The 16,711-nt window shown below is 50.6% G+C and carries 15 protein-coding genes; 10 read left to right on the top strand and 5 right to left on the bottom strand.

Annotation, left to right across the window (positions count from 1 at the left end):
• The first annotated feature begins 252 nt into the window (after window positions 1-252).
• The 3 genes from GY634_RS00205 to GY634_RS00195 all read left to right on the top strand — a co-directional run bounded on the left by GY634_RS00205 (window position 253) and on the right by GY634_RS00195 (window position 3,494).
• A complete protein-coding gene (locus GY634_RS00205) occupies window positions 253-960 on the top strand; it encodes a response regulator transcription factor (protein ID WP_166406578.1) in 708 nt (235 codons plus the stop codon).
• On the top strand, window positions 957-2,297 hold the full coding sequence (locus tag GY634_RS00200) for a sensor histidine kinase (RefSeq protein ID WP_166406577.1): 1,341 nt from the start codon (window positions 957-959) through the stop codon (window positions 2,295-2,297). Before GY634_RS00205 ends, GY634_RS00200 begins: the two co-directional genes overlap by 4 nt.
• A 90-nt stretch (window positions 2,298-2,387) precedes the next feature.
• A complete protein-coding gene (locus tag GY634_RS00195) occupies window positions 2,388-3,494 on the top strand; it encodes a branched-chain amino acid aminotransferase (protein ID WP_166406576.1) in 1,107 nt (368 codons plus the stop codon).
• A gap of 662 nt (window positions 3,495-4,156) precedes the next feature.
• Here GY634_RS00195 and panD read toward each other — a convergent pair.
• Window positions 4,157-4,702 carry an aspartate 1-decarboxylase gene (panD, locus tag GY634_RS00190; protein ID WP_166406575.1) on the bottom strand — a complete coding sequence of 182 codons (546 nt, stop codon included), beginning with the start codon at window positions 4,700-4,702 and terminating at the stop codon, window positions 4,157-4,159.
• 127 nt (window positions 4,703-4,829) lie between these two features.
• Window positions 4,830-5,531, bottom strand: coding sequence for a pseudouridine synthase (locus GY634_RS00185; protein WP_166406574.1), 702 nt, complete (start codon window positions 5,529-5,531; stop codon window positions 4,830-4,832).
• Between the two features lie 261 nt (window positions 5,532-5,792).
• Between GY634_RS00185 and GY634_RS00180 the strand changes: the two genes are divergently transcribed.
• Both GY634_RS00180 and GY634_RS00175 read left to right on the top strand, forming a co-directional pair.
• Window positions 5,793-6,047, top strand: a complete 255-nt coding sequence (locus GY634_RS00180; protein WP_166406573.1) for a helix-turn-helix domain-containing protein — start codon at window positions 5,793-5,795, stop codon at window positions 6,045-6,047.
• Between the two features lie 3 nt (window positions 6,048-6,050).
• Entirely contained in the window at window positions 6,051-7,403 is a 1,353-nt protein-coding gene (locus GY634_RS00175) for a type II toxin-antitoxin system HipA family toxin (protein ID WP_166406572.1), read from the top strand.
• Window positions 7,404-7,650: 247 nt separating this feature from the next.
• Here the strand turns inward: GY634_RS00175 and gyrB are convergent, their stop codons facing one another.
• The 3 genes from gyrB to dnaA are packed head-to-tail and all read right to left on the bottom strand — an operon-like array spanning window position 7,651 to window position 12,650.
• Window positions 7,651-10,092, bottom strand: a complete 2,442-nt coding sequence (gene gyrB / locus GY634_RS00170) for a DNA topoisomerase (ATP-hydrolyzing) subunit B (protein WP_166406571.1) — start codon at window positions 10,090-10,092, stop codon at window positions 7,651-7,653.
• A 30-nt stretch (window positions 10,093-10,122) separates the two neighbouring features.
• Window positions 10,123-11,232: a DNA polymerase III subunit beta gene (dnaN, locus tag GY634_RS00165; protein WP_166406570.1), complete on the bottom strand. Its 1,110-nt coding sequence runs from the start codon at window positions 11,230-11,232 to the stop codon at window positions 10,123-10,125.
• Between the two features lie 2 nt (window positions 11,233-11,234).
• Window positions 11,235-12,650, bottom strand: coding sequence for a chromosomal replication initiator protein DnaA (gene dnaA / locus GY634_RS00160; protein ID WP_166406569.1), 1,416 nt, complete (start codon window positions 12,648-12,650; stop codon window positions 11,235-11,237).
• A 228-nt stretch (window positions 12,651-12,878) separates the two neighbouring features.
• Between dnaA and rpmH the strand changes: the two genes are divergently transcribed.
• From rpmH to GY634_RS00135, 5 genes are all read left to right on the top strand, one after another.
• Window positions 12,879-13,013, top strand: coding sequence for a 50S ribosomal protein L34 (gene rpmH, locus GY634_RS00155; RefSeq protein ID WP_135862368.1), 135 nt, complete (start codon window positions 12,879-12,881; stop codon window positions 13,011-13,013).
• A 42-nt stretch (window positions 13,014-13,055) separates the two neighbouring features.
• Entirely contained in the window at window positions 13,056-13,424 is a 369-nt protein-coding gene (gene rnpA / locus GY634_RS00150; RefSeq protein ID WP_166406568.1) for a ribonuclease P protein component, read from the top strand.
• Window positions 13,421-13,717, top strand: coding sequence for a membrane protein insertion efficiency factor YidD (gene yidD / locus GY634_RS00145; protein WP_166406567.1), 297 nt, complete (start codon window positions 13,421-13,423; stop codon window positions 13,715-13,717). Before rnpA ends, yidD begins: the two co-directional genes overlap by 4 nt.
• An 89-nt stretch (window positions 13,718-13,806) precedes the next feature.
• Window positions 13,807-15,492 (top strand): membrane protein insertase YidC, encoded by a 1,686-nt coding sequence (gene yidC, locus GY634_RS00140; protein ID WP_166406566.1) that lies wholly within the window; start codon window positions 13,807-13,809, stop codon window positions 15,490-15,492.
• 131 nt (window positions 15,493-15,623) lie between these two features.
• Window positions 15,624-16,595, top strand: a complete 972-nt coding sequence (locus GY634_RS00135) for a GGDEF domain-containing protein (protein WP_166406565.1) — start codon at window positions 15,624-15,626, stop codon at window positions 16,593-16,595.
• Window positions 16,596-16,711 lie beyond the last annotated feature (116 nt).

Raw genomic sequence — 16,711 nt, 5'->3', positions numbered from 1 at the left:
AAAAAAGGGCCAACCCTTACGCCGACGTTTTTCGCCCTGTAAAAGCCGCCTATCAAAACAAATGAGACTTGTTCTTATTTCAGAATAAAGAGGAGATCGTGAAGTTTTCGTCAAAAAACGGCTGATACGCAATAAAACAAAATAACAATCAATCTTATTTATAATTCGATGATAATTTCACGCACGCTCTGCTACCCTAAATGTCTGCGCCTGCCTGAAACGCCTTCAGGATGCCGCCAGAGGTTCTTCCTCATGACTGACAAAAAACACCCTATCCCCTATACCGTACTGATCGTCGAAGACGAATCAGTCATTGCCGAGAACATTCTTCTAACCCTAGAGGCCGAAGGCTTTACTGCCGACATCTCTAGAGATGCACCGTCGGCGCTGCATCGCCTAGAGCAAGGCAACTATGACCTAGTGCTGTTAGATATAGGTCTACCCGGTATGGACGGCTTAAGCATGCTGCAAAAAATGCGCCGCAAGCTTAGTCTCTCTACCCCCGTACTGTTGCTGACGGCTAGGGCCACCTTAGAAGACAAGCTGCAAGGCTTTGCTTGCGGGGCCGACGATTACCTAACCAAGCCCTTTGCGTTAGAAGAAGTGCTGGTACGTGCCCAAGCCCTGATACGTCGATCACGGCAACTGTGTGATACCGCGTTTTCATTGCAGTACGGCCCGCTGTGCTATCTGGTGGCCGACCAAAGCCTTTCTATTAATGGCGAAACCATTAAGCTGCCGCGCAAATGCCTGATGATTCTGGAAATGCTGATGCGTTATTCAGGTCGCATCGTGCCACGTCAAAAACTAGAAGAATACTTATGGCAAGGCGAACCTCCATCATCCGAAGCCTTACGCAGCCAACTGCATTTGCTACGCAAAACCCTGCAGCAGCACCAGTATGAAGGCATAGAAACCGTACACGGCATAGGCTGGCGGCTTACTCTGGACACACCATGAAATTACGCCGTTCGCTGTCTGGACGCATCACCCTCGTACTGACTCTATTAATTTTTCTGGCGGTTAGCCTATCGGCGGTGGTCACCTACGCCATCTACACCGCACTAGAAGAAAACATGTTGGACACGCTGGTGCAAACCGAGTCCAATCGCATCGCTGTGCGGGTATCGCGATTTGGGGACGAATGGCAGCAACCGTTTGAGCGCGACATGGGGCCGTCCATGTACGCCTGGGGTGAAACCGATGCCATGCTCGCCCCCAGCATGCCTGAAGAATTACGCGATCTGCCGCTGGGTTTGCATTACATAGACAAAGGCAACACAGGCTGGCACGTACAAGTGGCCAATGTGATGGATGGCCGTTTGTATGTACTGTATGACTCCGTAGTACTGGTAGAGCAATCCCGCCATTTTGCGTTGGCCTTGGCTGGCATTGTGCTGTTTTGCACCTTGCTCGCTCTATTTTTCAGTAACGCCATTGCACGCTGGCTAGTCACCCCCATCAACACACTGACTGAACGGCTAATACACTGGCTACCCAGCGGTTACCAAAGCGCTATCCCGCACACCGACGAAGTGGCCCGCTTAATGGAAATCTTCAATAGGGCGCAAGACCAAGTGGATGCCACCATTGCCAATCAGCGTGAATTCACGGCCAATCTACACCATGAAATACGCACGCCCTTAAGTATTATTCGCAGTGATGCTGAACTGATGCTGCGTCATAACTTAGTGTCAGAAGCCGAGCGGCCACGGCTGCAACGAACAGTGCATGCCGTGCAAGACATCAAACAATCACTAGAAAGCACCTACAGCCTGTGCCATGCCGGTAATACGGATACACACGAAACAGTCTCCCTGCATGACTGCCTGCAAGATGCCATGGGGGTGCTCTCTCAAGACGCCACCCAAGCGGGCCTGCACATTAGAAACCTGATTGATAACACACACTACGAACAGCTCAACCACCATGCACTAATGACCGTCATGCGCAATATTTTGCGTAACGCCATTTCACATGCTGCCCCCGCCACGCTCACCATAGAATCTATTCCTCACGGCCTTAACTTTACCGACGATGGACCAGGTATCGCTTCGGAAGAGCAAGCCTCGGTGTTTGAACGCTATTTCAGCCACCGGCGCACCGACCAACGCACAGCGACCACTCCAGCATCCGCATCAGACGAACTTGAAAACCAAGCAGGCTTAGGCTTAGCCATCGCTAAACGGGTATGTCAGATGCAATCATGGCAATTAAAAGTGACTTCCCCCGTTCAGGACGGCCATGGCACGTGTTTTACCTTGCGTTTTCACAGTCAGCCACACAAAGCAGCATAAAAATCGCTGTGAACTAGCGAGGCCGTCACCATTCTGCTCAGTTTGGAATACACTAAAGGATTGTTTATTTCCTCTTAGCAGAGCTTTGACATGAATACCGAATCCGCTCAGCCATCGCTGGCCTTTAGTATCAATCGTTCTACTCATCCACGTTCCGCGGAAGAGCGCGCCACCATTCTGGCTAAACCGGGTTTTGGTCAGTACTTCACCGATCACATGGCTGCCATTGATTGGAGCATAGAGCAAGGTTGGCACGATGCCCGCATTCAACCCTATGGCCCACTGCAACTGGATCCCGCATCCTCGGTATTGCACTACGGTCAGGAAATTTTTGAAGGCCTAAAAGCCTACCGTCACGCTGATGGTTCTATCTGGACATTCCGTCCAGACGCCAACGCCGCACGTCTGCAACGCTCGGCTAGCCGTTTGGCCTTGCCACAGCTGCCAACAGACCTGTTCGTAGAATCCATTAAGCAACTGGTACAAACAGACGCTGACTGGGTACCTTCTGCACCTGAAACCAGCCTGTACCTGCGTCCATTCAGCATTGCTAACGAAAGCTTCCTAGGCGTACGCGCAGCTCAACGCGCGGCCTACTACGTGATCGCCAGCCCAGCCGGTGCCTACTTCGCCAAAGGCGTAGCACCTGTGTCTATCTGGTTGTCCACCGAACTGAACCGCGCAGGCCGTGGCGGTACCGGTGCAGCTAAGTGTGGCGGTAACTACGCAGCATCCTTGGTGCCACAACAAGAAGCCAGCGACAACGGTTGCTCACAAGTGCTGTTCTTGGATTCCGTTGAAGGTAAATACTTAGAAGAACTGGGCGGCATGAACCTGTTCTTGGTACGCAAAGACGGCAGCCTGCTGACCCCAGCACTGTCAGGCAGCATCTTGGAAGGTATCACCCGCGCCAGCATCATCCAACTGGCACGCGACCGCGGCCACGAGGTTGAAGAGCGTCGTATCACCGTTGAAGAGTGGCGCGAAGGCGTAGCTTCCGGCGATATCGTTGAAGCTTTTGCATGTGGTACAGCCGCTGTAGTGACCCCTATTGGTCAACTGAAAGGCCACGGCTTTGCGATTGGTAACCCCGATGCACCTGCCGGTAAAATCACCATGGAACTGCGTCAAGCATTGACCGATCTGCAATACGGTCGCGCTCCAGATCCACACGGTTGGTTAGTACGTTTGGTGTAAGGTTTTCACCAAGCTGTAGAAAAGGCCCGATGCTTGCATCGGGCTTTTTTTATGGTGCGACGATATCTTGCGTGAGAACTACTACTCAGAGTGAAGATGAGTGTTTGAGTGTTCCCTGATGTGATTGACTGCTCTCGCTGTGAGGACTTACTACGCGCCAACTATTGGCTGCCGTAGCCTAAGGCTGCGAAAGTATTTTTTTATTTGAGACACCAAATAAAAAAACACTTCCATCCGCCTTTCCTTCATTGCATGCCACGGTCTTTGCGTTGGTTGCTATTGAGGCAGAAGCGTATTTCTGTGACGAACACATGGGTAAGCTTTGTGCAAAAAGAATTCATCCTAAAAATCCATCTTTCTGCTGCAGGCGATGGATACAGCCTTCACTCCATGCCAACACTGAGCGTAGAAGACTACTACCCGTTAATCCACATCACGAATAAAACCGTACCGCCGCTTCAGAAAGGGCAGTAAGCCTAGCTATAGCGAAATATTCGGGGAGGCGGAGGAAAACTTTTTTGATTTGGTGTCTCAAATCACAAAAAGTTGTTCCGCAGTCCCCCCAGCGAGGGCGATGAATAAAAATTTCTGCTAGAACGCACACCACAAAAAACAAACCCCTGCATCACTACAGGGGTTCATTCACACGCGATTAGAGCGCCTTAGCGCTCAAACTGCGACAGATGGCAGGACAGCACATCAGCAATCGCATGATCGCTTAACCCACGCGCTTTAAGGTCTGCCGTCAGGGCTGCCACATCTACATCCACCAACGTACGTTGATCCGAAGTAGGGCGGTCATCACGCACGATGCGGAAATCAAACTCGCGCTCAGGCGTTTTACGCACCTCGTAGTGCATCACTTCATCAATCTGATTATCCGGCGTGAAAGTCAGCACGGTAGGACGCAAGTCGTACAACTCGGCCGTCTGCACGTACTCGGATGCACAAATAATGACCTGATCACCTTTTTGGCACGTACGCGCTGCCGCACCATTCAAAATGCAGCAACGTGAGCCAGGCTCACCATAAATCACGTAAGTAGAAATCCGCGCACCGCTTTGCTTGTTCCAGATTTCCACGAACTCCATCGGAAAAATACCTGCTTGTTCGCAGACTTCCGGATCCAAGGTAATGGAACCATGGTAGTTCAGATCCGCTCCGGTAATGGTGATACCGTGCAGCTTGGCGCGGACAACTTTTTTCATGCTAGTAATGGGCCATCAAAAGATAAAAAACAGTGGTTTCAACTGAAAGGGCCGCAGCCCCCGTTGATTTATAAGCCATTTTACCCAATCTCTGCGCAAATAGTGGCGTAGGAGTGGGAAAACCACGTTAGCCCTCTTCCACAAACTGCTGCACTTCAGCAGGGGTTAAGTAGCGGGACTCGCCTAGCTCTAAGCTATCGTCCAACGCCAACGAACCAATACGCTCACGGTGTAAGGTCAATACCAAGTTACCCAACGACGCAAACATGCGTTTAACCTGATGGTATTTACCTTCTTGGATAGTTAGCCGTGCGGTGCGCTCGTCAATGCGTTCTAACACGGCAGGCAGGGTAGGTTTGTCCTCGCCGTTTAACAAAATACCAGCTTGAAATAACGCTTCGGCATTATCCGGCAACGGTTCAGCCAGAGTCGCTACATACACCTTATCGCACTGATGGCGCGGCGAAATAATGCGGTGCGTCCACTGACCATCATCGGTGATGAGAATCAGCCCGGTGGTGTCCACATCCAGCCTACCAACCGTATGCAAGCGATCGCGTTTTTCAATGTCTAACAGCGTCATCACCGAAGGGTAAGCGCTATTTTTAAGGCTGCATTCGTACCCCGCCGGTTTATTCAGCATCAGGTAACGCAAGCCAATCAGCTCAAGCACATCGTCTTCCCATTGAACGACGTCACCGTCTTCTACAACGTAGGTGCCTTTAGTGACCACCTCGCCGTTAACCGTAATTTCCCCGCTTTTAAGCACTTTACGTGCATCCGAGCGACTTAGGTCGGTGCTTTCACCAAGAAACTTGTCTAAACGCATTCCATTTCCAAACAAAGCGTTGTTAAATAATTTTCTGTTTTTTGAACTGCGTCCATCTTAACAACGAAATGGGTTCAACACAGGACAAAGAAAAAGCGGACCACTAAAACGTAGTCCGCTTTTGTTTACACACTACTAGTTAACGCCTCTTAGCAGCCAATAGTACAAATCAGGATTTGTATTTTCGTTATACAAAGTATATTGTGTATTTTCGTTATACAAAGTATAGTTTGTAAATTGAAAATACAGCATGGAATTTGTATGACCGACTTCACTATACGCACTGCGGATCAACTTCCAATGTTACTTCAAGCCTTTCGTAAACAGGCTCAGCTCACTCAATCCGATGTGGCAATGCGTCTGGGCGTCACACAACAGACACTCTCGGCCTTAGAACGTAACGCGAAAAAAGTCAGCGCTGACCGGCTTCTAGAGCTGCTCAGTATCTTAGGTGTAGAGCTAGTACTACGCCAGAGTAACGACTCCCCCACGCCATCAACCAGTCCGGATTGGTAAGCCATGGGACGACGCTCACACACACAGACTCTCTATCTCTGGATGAATGGCGCTTACGTTGGCACATGGAGTATACGACCCTACGTTGGCGAGACTCTCCAATACGACAATAGCTGGGTCACCTCCAAACAAGGCCGTCCTCTATCTCTGTCACTACCTTTTACCCCCGGTAATCAACCACATCGTGGCGATGCTGTTCGCGCCTATTTCGAAAACCTCCTCCCAGACAGTAAAGATATACGTGAGCGTGTCGCACGACGATTCCAAGCTGGCTCGACCGAGGCCTTCTCCCTATTGGCAGAAATTGGACGAGATTGTGTTGGGGCGTTACAGGTAATCCCGGATAACATTCCACCCGAGGGCATTCAAGAGGTGAGGGCAACACCACTGAATGATGCAGAAGTCGCCCACGTATTACGTAATACCCTCGCACCTTCCCCCCTAGGTAACCTATACAGTGATGATGTGGACTTTCGGATTTCCATCGCGGGGGCACAGGAAAAAACAGCCCTGCTATCACTCAATGGTCAGTGGTGCTTGCCGCATGACGCAACGCCCACTACACATATTTTCAAACTACCACTGGGATTAGTGGGCAACCTCAGATTCGACATGAGCGAATCAGTTGAAAACGAGTGGCTATGCTCCAAGATTCTGCATGCATACGGTCTACCCGTGGCGCCCACCCAAATTCTTCAATTCGAAGATATCAAAGTACTTGCAGTCGAGCGCTTCGACCGTATGTGGTGGGAGAACGAAGACGGCAAGAGATGGCTACTCAGAATCCCACAAGAGGACATGTGCCAAGCAACCGGAACACCTCCTAATCTAAAATACGAATCCGACGGAGGGCCTGGTGTACGTTCCATCATGGCACTACTAGCCACTTCCAGATACCCAGACCGTGACCGACGCACGTTCTTTCAGGCCCAAGTCCTGTTCTGGATGCTTCGTGCCACCGACGGCCATGCGAAGAACTTCAGCATTTTTCTACGCCCTGGTGGAGCGTATGAGCTCACCCCGCTATACGACGTACTCTCTGCCTACCCAGTCATAGGGAAAGGCGCAAATCAGCTATCTCCTTACAAAGCCAAAATGGCAATGGCGATACGTTCAAAAAACTCGCACTGGATCATGCGGGATATCTTGCGTCGGCATTGGGTGACTGTGGGAACAGAGCATGGCGTTGTGACTCCAGATGGCCACGGTACAGAGGCAGTACTTGACGATATCGTGGCAAAGACACCAGGGGTCGTGCAGAGAGTCCGCGAACAGTTACCAGAGCAATTTCCTAAGCATGTCGCTGACAGCATCCTTAACGGATTACAGATCGCAGCCAATAGGCTTGCCGGTTAGTCTGGGCTGAGCAAGTTGTCTGGCAAGGCCCAATCCCATTTTTCATTTTTGTAGCTGAAGATTTGTGGCGTCTTTAAGATGAGTGTTGAAGATCAATGCTTAGGTTTCTCGGGACAGCCCAACCTGCCATCAATACTCTTCACATATAAAAAAGCGGCCACTAAAAAGTAGGCCGCTTTCTTACCTCTGAAGCAGTGGCCAACTTATCTCACTACTCTTGGCCAACTATGCTCAAAACCAACACGCCTTACACGTCGATGTTGCCAGCCTGCAAAGCGTGAGTTTCGATAAACGCACGACGGGGCTCAACTTCATCACCCATCAAGGTGGTGAATACCTGATCCGCCGCAATAGCGTCTTCGATACGTACTTGCAGCAGACGACGGGCGGATGGGTCCATGGTGGTTTCCCACAACTGCTCGGGGTTCATCTCACCCAGACCTTTATAGCGCTGTTTAGATACGCCACGTTCAGCCTCTGAGCGCAACCAGTGCATTGCATCACGGAAGTCGTCAATTGGCGATTCTTTACGACGGTCACCTTCACCACGCATCACCATCGCACCCTCACCAATCAGGCCAAGGAAGGTCTGACCAGCACGGCTTAATGTCAGGTAGTCAGAACCACGTAAGAAGGCTTTATCAAACACGCTCACACGCACGTTACCGTGGTGCAAACGGTTTGCCAGCAAACGCCACTGACCTGCATCGTCTTGCTCTACGCTGACGCTAAACAGGTGTGGGTTCGCAGGGTCTTGTAAACGCTCTAGCAGCTCTTTAGCCGACTGCTGTGCAGCAGCTTCGTCGTCCAGTTTTATCACGCTACCTTCAGCAATCGCCGACAACACTTCGCTATCCATTAGTCGTGACAGCTTATCGATCACTTGGTCAGCCAATACGTACTGACGCACCAAGCTTTCCAGCGCATTGCCAGTAATAGGCTCTGCACCTTCGCGTGGCAGCAATTGCGCATCTTTGACAGCGATGCTCAGCATAAACTGGGCTTCTTCCGCTTCGTCTTTCAGATAACGCTCATCACGGCCCACTTTCACTTTGTACAGTGGTGGTTGGGCAATGTAGATGTAGCCGCGCTCGATTAGCTCAGGCATTTGACGGTAAATCAAAGTCAGCAGCAAGGTACGAATGTGCGCGCCATCCACGTCCGCGTCAGTCATGATGATGATGCGGTGGTAACGCAGTTTGCTCACGTCAAAATCAGGACCAATACTGGTGCCCAATGCGGTAATCAACACGGTTACCTGTTCGCTACTGATCAGCTTGTCGAAACGTGCTTTTTCCACGTTCAGAATTTTGCCTCGCAGCGGCAAAATCGCTTGGAACTTACGGTCGCGGCCTTGCTTGGCCGAACCACCCGCGGAGTCACCCTCCACAATGTACAGTTCGGATTTCGCTGGGTCTTTTTCTTGGCAGTCTGCCAGTTTGCCGGGCAAACCTGCACCTTCCAAGACGCTCTTACGACGTGTCACTTCACGTGCTTTACGTGCGGCTTCACGGGCGCGAGCAGCTTCGATAATCTTGTTGCAGACTGAACGTGCGTCGGTTGGGTTTTCCAACAACCAGGTTTCCAAGGTACGGCTTACCGCTTCTTCAACGGCAGGACGCACTTCACTAGACACCAGTTTGTCTTTAGTCTGGCTACTGAATTTTGGCTCAGGCACTTTTACCGACAATACGCAGGCTAAACCTTCGCGCATGTCGTCGCCGGATGTTTCTACCTTGGCGCGTTTAGCCAGTTCGTTATCGCTGATGTACTTGTTCAGTACACGCGTCATGGCAGCACGCAAACCGGTCAGGTGGCTACCACCGTCACGCTGGGGAATGTTATTGGTGAAACACAGCACGTTTTCAGCGTAACTGTCGTTCCACTGCATGGCGATTTCCACGCCCACCAACACACCACCGGCCTCGGATTCTGTTTCTACAGAAAACACGTTAGGGTGCAACACGCTTTTACCGCGGTTGATGTATTCCACAAAGCCTTTTACACCGCCCAAGAACGCGAAGTCTTCTTCTTTGTTCTGGCGTTCGTCTATCAGCTTAACTTTTACACCGTTATTCAAGAAAGACAGCTCGCGTAAGCGTTTTGCCAAAATCTCGTAGGTGTATTCCACGTTATTGAAAATTTCGTGGTCAGCCAAATAACGTACTTGTGTACCAGTCTTAGTAGTGTCGCCCACCACTTTCAACGGTTCTACACGCTCACCGCGCTGAAAGCGCAGGTAATGCTCATGGCCATTACGCCAAATTGTCAGATCCAACCACTCGGACAGCGCGTTCACACACGACACACCCACACCGTGCAAGCCGCCAGACACCTTATAGGAGTTCTGGTCAAACTTACCGCCAGCGTGCAGTTCAGTCATCACGATTTCAGCAGCACTACGTTGCTCTTCGTCGTCTTTGTGAATGTCGGTAGGAATACCACGACCGTTATCGCAAACAGAAATACTGTTGTCGGCGTGGATAGTGACCAGAATTTCATCACAATGCCCCGCCAAGGCTTCGTCAATGGCGTTATCCACCACCTCGAATACCATGTGGTGCAAACCGGTACCGTCCGAGGTATCGCCAATGTACATGCCTGGGCGTTTACGAACCGCTTCCAGGCCTTTGAGCATGCGAATTGAATCGGCGCCGTACTCGGTGTTTGGAGTGCTTTGATCTGACATGTATTGTTTATACCTTTAGTTAGCCAACGCTTAAATGCGCATTGGCATGACAACGTATTTGAATGCATCCTCATCGGGCAGAGTGATGAGCACCGATGCATTGGAGTCCGGCTGTACCGACCAGCGTACTTGCTCGGTTTTGACGTTGGCCAATACGTCTAGCAAGTAGCTAACGTTAAACCCTACGTCCAGCGGTTCAAATTCGTAGTCAATTTCAATTTCTTCGTTGGCTTCCTCTTGTTCAGCGTTAGAAGCCGAGATACGCAACTGGTGATTAGCCAAGTTCACGCGTACGCCACGAAGTTTGTCGGTGGTCAAAATAGCCGCACGTTGCAAGCTGCCTTGCAGGGCTTCACGGTTAACCGTGAAGTGGCGGGTATAGGTAGATGGAATCACGCGAGTGAAATCTGGGAATTTACCTTCCACCAACTTAGAGATCAGCTCTACTTGGTCAAAGCTGAAGCGAATCTGGCCACCAGCAACTTGAATTTGTACGGCGTCATCTACCTCACCCAACAAGCGCTGCATTTCCAGCACTGTTTTACGTGGAACAATGACGTCTTGGCGGCTTTCTAAACCTTCGATCTCGGTACCGTTGTGTACCAAGCGGTGGCTGTCTGTTGCCACGGTACGTACCCAACCGGGTTCAAACACAAACAACATACCGTTCAAGTAGTAACGGATGTCTTGTTGAGCCATGGCGAAGTGCGCCGTATTGAACAAGTGCTTCAATGTGCGCTGAGGCAAGGCCAACGACACATCCCACTGCTCGGGCTGTGCCAATGTGGGGAACTCGTTGGCGTCCATGGTTTGCAGCGCAAAGCGGCTACGACCAGACTGCACAATCAGTTTCCCATCAACCAGCGACAACACAACGTCGCCTACGTCGGGCAGGGCACGCAAAATATCCAGTAATTTACGTGCAGCAACGGTGGTTGCCACATGCTCATCACCCACACCAAAATCGGCGTGTGTAGTGATTTGCACTTCCATATCGGAAGCAATAAACGAAACCCTAGAGCCTTCTTTGCGCAAAAGAATGTTGGCAAGAATAGGCAAGGTGTGGCGACGCTCGACAATCCCTACTACTGTCGATAATGGCTTGAGCAATGCGTCACGAGAGGCTTGTACAAGTTGCATGGTCATCCTTTCAGGGTTTGTTCAAGTACGTGTAATGAGTGGTTTAGTTCTGTTTGCTTGCTGCGTGCCTCAGTAATTTTACGCACCGCATGCAGCACTGTTGTGTGATCTCGCCCGCCAAACAACTCACCAATTTCTGGCAAGCTTTTTTGCGTGAGTTCTTTTGCCAAATACATGGCAATTTGTCGGGGCAGGGCAATATTAGCAGGACGTCGTTTGGAGTACATGTCCGCTACTTTGATTTTATAGAAGTCTGCCACTGTTTTCTGAATGTTTTCTACCGTAATCTGCCCATTGGAAACAGAGAGTAAATCTTTCAGGGCATCTTTACAGACTTCCACACTCAGCACATCGCGGCCATGGAATCGGGCATAGGCCGATACCTTACGCAGCGCGCCTTCCAGCTCACGCACGTTACTGCGCAAATGCTTAGCAATAAAGAACGCAACCTCTTCTGGCATCACAATGCCCTCGGTTTGCGCTTTGCGCAGCAAAATGGCGACACGCATTTCTAGCTCAGGGGGCTCAATTGCCACGGTCAAACCTGAGTCAAATCTAGAAATCAGACGGCTATCAATATTGGACAGCTCTTTGGGGTAGGTATCCGACGTGATGATGATTTGCTTACGCTGCGCCACCATGGCTTCAAAAGCGTAGAAAAACTCTTCTTGCGTACGGTTTTTACCGGCAAAAAACTGAATATCGTCGATTAGCAGTAAATCCAGCGAATGGTAATAGCGCTTGAATTCGTCAAAGGCTTTACGTTGGTACGCTTTCACCACATCAGACACATACTGGTCAGCATGCACGTAACGCACACGCATTCCGGTGCCATTTGCCAAAAGTGCATTACCAATAGCGTGAATTAAGTGAGTTTTACCCAAGCCTACGCCGCCATACAAAAACAGCGGGTTGTACGACACACCAGGGTTCTCGGCAACTTGCAACGCGGCAGCACGAGCCAACTGGTTGGCCTTACCAGTGACGAAGTTATCAAAGGTGAGCTCAGGGTTCAAACGCGAACGCTCGTGTACCGCATCTGCCACAACGGCAGCGGGGTTAACAGCTGCTACATCGGCAGCAGGTTCAGCACCCGTAGCCGCCATAGGTGCAGCGGCGCCAGGGGCCGCTGAAGGCATACGACGAGGCACAGCTGGCTGCGACGCTGGCGCATTAGCAGCCAACTCTAAGACTAGCTCAACAGGGCGGCCAAACCATTCGCTGGCCAAGTCCTGTATACGGTGCGCAAAGTTCTTACGCACCCAATCCAATTTAAAGCGGTTCGGCGCTGACAGGCGCAAGGCTGCCTGCCCTTCATCGTATTCCAAAGGAACCAAAGGGCGTATCCAAGCACTAATTTGCTGCGGCGGAAGCTCCTGTTCAAGCGTCTGAACGCAAGACTGCCAAAATTCGTTCATATTTCTCACTTGTGTAAACCTCGATTCTACCCTGTGTAGCCTCAAGTTATCCACAGACAGTACAAATTCCATTGTAATAGATAGCCTAAACAATTGACTAAACGCCAAAAGTTTGCTGAAATGGTGAGCTTTTCAAGAATTCTTGTTGCCAGAGGCCGGCATGGTTGCCGGAGGTAGGCCCTTATTAGGCGTTTTTCTGGCGGCACCTTTATTTGTGGATAAATCCCCATGAAGCGCACTTATCAACCTTCCGTTACTCGCCGCAAACGTACTCACGGCTTTCGTATCCGTATGAAAACTCGCACTGGTCGTGCCGTTCTGAACGCACGCCGTGGTAAAGGCCGTAAACGCCTAGCAGTATAATTAGCGGAAAATGGCTGGCACAGTTCTAGTGCCTGAGTAATCATGGTCACCACCTTTCCAGCCACAGCCCGTTTAAAACGCCCCTCCGAATATGTGCAGGCCCTCAAAGGCCGGCGTATCGCCAGAGGGGCTTTGTTCGTTGTAAATACTCCACGCTCATCCGGCGAGAGTTTTCCACAGGAACAAGCCCGACTGGGATTAATTATCCCCAAGCGCTCTGCTCCTTTGGCTGTCACTCGTAACCAGATCAAACGCATATTGCGCGAAACCTTTAGGCACCAGCGTCATCAGCTACCTGCCCGCGATTATGTATTCCGGTTGCACAGTAAAGTACCCGATATATCGCTACGCCAATTAAAAGAACTGGTGCGTAACGAAGCAGAAGAACACCTCAAACGGGTACAACAATGATCAAAGCCTTGCTGATCGCCCCCATACGTTTTTACCAGTATGTGATCAGCCCCTGGTTAGGCCGCTGTTGTCGTTACAGTCCCAGTTGCTCCGCCTACGCCATTGAAGCCATTCAAACACATGGAGCCTTAAAAGGGCTTTGGCTTGGCATTCGCCGTATTGCCCGTTGCCATCCTTGGGGCAGTAGTGGCTATGATCCCGTTCCTCCGGTCAAAAATCGCTTGTCAGTTAGCCCTGAAAAGCCAGATTCCGGCCAGACTTCCCATGATAATCACCCCGGATGTAATCACTAACCCTGTAACATCTACATAAATTATCAGTCCAGCATCAAGCTGCGTTAAACTGCTAAGTTTGCTCAGCTTCATATTGTGAAACAGGCGCTATGGATATTCGTCGTACCCTCCTTTGGATGATCTTCTCCTTCTCGCTCCTGCTGCTATGGAATAACTGGCAAGAGTACAATGGCAAACCTTCGTTGTTTTCCAGTACCCCTGCAAGCGAAACCACAGCACAGGCCACCACTGATGGTGCACCTACAGCAACCGGCACGTCGGACGCTAGCATCCCATCAGCCGCACCAGCGACAGCCAGCACGCCTGCTGAATTGCCTGTCAGTCCTGCGGTTACCCCCAGCACCGAACTTGTACAGGTTGAAACCAATGTGTATAAGTTGAGTTTTGACCCTACTGGTGCCCAGTTGGTCAAAGCAGAACTGCTGAAGTACAACTCCCCTGAAGCCCCAGATCAGCCAATGGTGCTGCTGGATAATTCTGCCGAGTCCATTTATATGGCACAGAGCGGCATCGTGGGTGCCCCAGCAGGTCAAAGCTATCCTACTCACCTGACTCCTTTTGGTCTGGTCTCCAACACCGTAGACAGCGCTAATGTGCGTACGCTGGTGTTTGAAGCGGTTGCTGATGGCGTACGTGTGGTGAAAACCTTTACCTTGGGTAGCGACAGCTATGCTATTCAAGTACGACACGACGTATTCAACGTAAGCGATGTCACTATCCAGCCTTCTGTGTACCTACAGTTGACTCGTGATGGTAACAACCCACCTGACTCCTCTCGTCTGTACAACACCTTTACTGGCCCTGTGGTTTACTCCAGCGAAGACAAGTTCCAGAAGATCTCCTTCTCAGACGTAGACAAGAATAAAGCTAGCTACACAGGTCAAGCCAATAACGGCTGGATCGGTTTCGTACAGCACTACTTTGCTACCGCGTGGGTTCCACCTGCAGATAGCGCCCGTACCAACCAAGTTCTGCGTGTAAGCGACAACCTGTACGCCATCCGTACCATCGAAGGTATGGGTAGCATTGCTCCTGGTGCAAGCCAAAGCATGACTGCTGATCTGTGGGTAGGTCCACAAGATCAAGCCGCTATGGGTTCGCTGGCTGAAGGCCTAGACCTCGTTGTGGATTACGGCTGGTTGACCATTCTGGCTAAACCTCTGTACTACCTGTTGGCGCTGTTGCACAGCTTCTTGGGTAACTGGGGTTGGTCTATTGTGGCACTGACTGTGCTGATTAAATTGGTGTTCTACCCATTGTCAGCCGCCAGCTACCGCTCTATGGCCAAAATGAAACTGGTAACACCACGCTTGCAAGCTCTGCGCGCCAAATACGGTGACGACAAAGCCAAGCTGAATGCTGCCATGATGGAAATGTACCGCACCGAGAAAATCAACCCACTGGGTGGTTGTTTGCCAATGCTGGTACAGATTCCGGTGTTTATTGCTCTGTACTGGGTACTGTTGGGCAGCGTGGAAATGCGCGGCGCACCATGGATCCTATGGGTACAAGACTTGGCCGCACGTGACCCATGGTTCATTTTGCCAGCAGTGATGATGGCAACCATGTTCTTGCAGATCAAGTTGAACCCAACACCACCCGATCCAATGCAAGCACGTATCATGATGATCATGCCGTTGGTATTCGGGGGGATGATGTTCTTCTTCCCAGCAGGTTTGGTACTGTACTGGTGCGTGAACAACACCTTGTCCATTGCACAGCAACGCTACATCATGCACAAACTGGATAAAGAAACTGCTGCAGCGAAACGCTAAGCTAGTGTGATCTATCCCAAAGGGGCCGACATTCATGTCTGCCCCTTTTTAGTGCTTACTACGTAACTAGTTTTTTCATTAATACGGCGTCAGTTGCATCGCGCCCCACACACTTTTCGCAACTGGAACGCATGGTTAACTCCTCTTCCTTCTTCGCGCCCCCCAACCCAGCCGATGCAGAAAATCCGGCAGAACAACAAGAACTGGGGCAATGGGTACTGGCGAGCAAAACAGCTGTTGCCATTTTCAACGCCAACGATCGTCTACACTTCGCAAGCCCATCCTTCATGCAGCTGTATGCTGTACAACCGGGCCCGCAAACTTTCCACAGCATCATTAGCCACTGCTTTCATCAGCAAGTAGGTCCTCGTATTGCTCCCCCTTTATCGCAGTGGTTAGAGCAGGTGCAGGCAAGACGTCGCACCATTCCTTTACGTACCTTTGAAATAGTGATGCTGGATGGTCGTTGGATGTGGGGTACTGAAGTCGCCTTTGCAAATCAGTGGACGATGGTGCAAATCATCGACTTCACTGCCATCAAAAACAAAGAGTTCGCCCTACAAAAAGCCCACGATGCCGCCTTACTGGCTGCCAAAACGGATGACCTCACCGGACTACCCAACAGAGGGGCCATCATTCAACGCTTTCACCAACTGTATGAATACAGCTTGGGACAAAGCCAACCCTTGACCTTAGCCATCATCGATCTGGATCACTTTAAATCGGTCAACGACAATTTTGGTCATGCGATGGGCGACGCGGTATTGCGTCATTTTGCTACACAGGCCGATACCCTTATTCGCGCAGCCGGTGGCGTGATCGGACGCAGTGGAGGGGAAGAATTCCTCGTAGTGCTGCCCAATTCCCCTACCTGCTGTGGCCAAGACCTGCTGGAAAAACTGCGCATACATTTACAAAAACATCCCTTTAGCGCAGCGCAAAGCATAATTTATTACACCTTTTCCTCTGGTTTGGTCTCCAGCACTCAGCTATGCTCTTTTGAGGATCTGTACAAAGCTGCTGATAAAGCGCTCTATACCGCGAAGATTCGCGGTCGAAATCAGGATTGTGTTTCTACCCCAGTAAAAGTGAATATACAGTAGCGATTAAGTATAGCTATCAACATCTTCAATATATTCAATTTCAACTAAGAAACAAACTCTCCTAGAATAGATCATATAGCGTGCACTACAGATCCCCTGTACATACACCCGCATAG

This window comes from Paenalcaligenes suwonensis (assembly GCF_011290505.1).
GTDB lineage: Bacteria > Pseudomonadota > Gammaproteobacteria > Burkholderiales > Burkholderiaceae_B > Paenalcaligenes > Paenalcaligenes suwonensis.
The sequence above is the reverse complement of the archived record's forward strand: the minus strand, read 5'-3'. Positions and strand labels throughout refer to the sequence as shown.

Excerpts from the sequence above, each read along its gene's own strand:
- GY634_RS00205 (WP_166406578.1), top strand. The coding sequence starts at position 253 with ATGACTGACAAAAAACACCCTATCCCCTATACCGTACTGATCGTCGAA.
- GY634_RS00200 (WP_166406577.1), top strand. The coding sequence starts at position 957 with ATGAAATTACGCCGTTCGCTGTCTGGACGCATCACCCTCGTACTGACT.
- GY634_RS00195 (WP_166406576.1), top strand. The coding sequence starts at position 2,388 with ATGAATACCGAATCCGCTCAGCCATCGCTGGCCTTTAGTATCAATCGT.
- panD (WP_166406575.1), bottom strand. The coding sequence starts at position 4,702 with ATGAAAAAAGTTGTCCGCGCCAAGCTGCACGGTATCACCATTACCGGA.
- GY634_RS00185 (WP_166406574.1), bottom strand. The coding sequence starts at position 5,531 with ATGCGTTTAGACAAGTTTCTTGGTGAAAGCACCGACCTAAGTCGCTCG.
- GY634_RS00180 (WP_166406573.1), top strand. The coding sequence starts at position 5,793 with ATGACCGACTTCACTATACGCACTGCGGATCAACTTCCAATGTTACTT.
- GY634_RS00175 (WP_166406572.1), top strand. The coding sequence starts at position 6,051 with ATGGGACGACGCTCACACACACAGACTCTCTATCTCTGGATGAATGGC.
- gyrB (WP_166406571.1), bottom strand. The coding sequence starts at position 10,092 with ATGTCAGATCAAAGCACTCCAAACACCGAGTACGGCGCCGATTCAATT.
- dnaN (WP_166406570.1), bottom strand. The coding sequence starts at position 11,232 with ATGCAACTTGTACAAGCCTCTCGTGACGCATTGCTCAAGCCATTATCG.
- dnaA (WP_166406569.1), bottom strand. The coding sequence starts at position 12,650 with ATGAACGAATTTTGGCAGTCTTGCGTTCAGACGCTTGAACAGGAGCTT.
- rpmH (WP_135862368.1), top strand. The coding sequence starts at position 12,879 with ATGAAGCGCACTTATCAACCTTCCGTTACTCGCCGCAAACGTACTCAC.
- rnpA (WP_166406568.1), top strand. The coding sequence starts at position 13,056 with ATGGTCACCACCTTTCCAGCCACAGCCCGTTTAAAACGCCCCTCCGAA.
- yidD (WP_166406567.1), top strand. The coding sequence starts at position 13,421 with ATGATCAAAGCCTTGCTGATCGCCCCCATACGTTTTTACCAGTATGTG.
- yidC (WP_166406566.1), top strand. The coding sequence starts at position 13,807 with ATGGATATTCGTCGTACCCTCCTTTGGATGATCTTCTCCTTCTCGCTC.
- GY634_RS00135 (WP_166406565.1), top strand. The coding sequence starts at position 15,624 with ATGGTTAACTCCTCTTCCTTCTTCGCGCCCCCCAACCCAGCCGATGCA.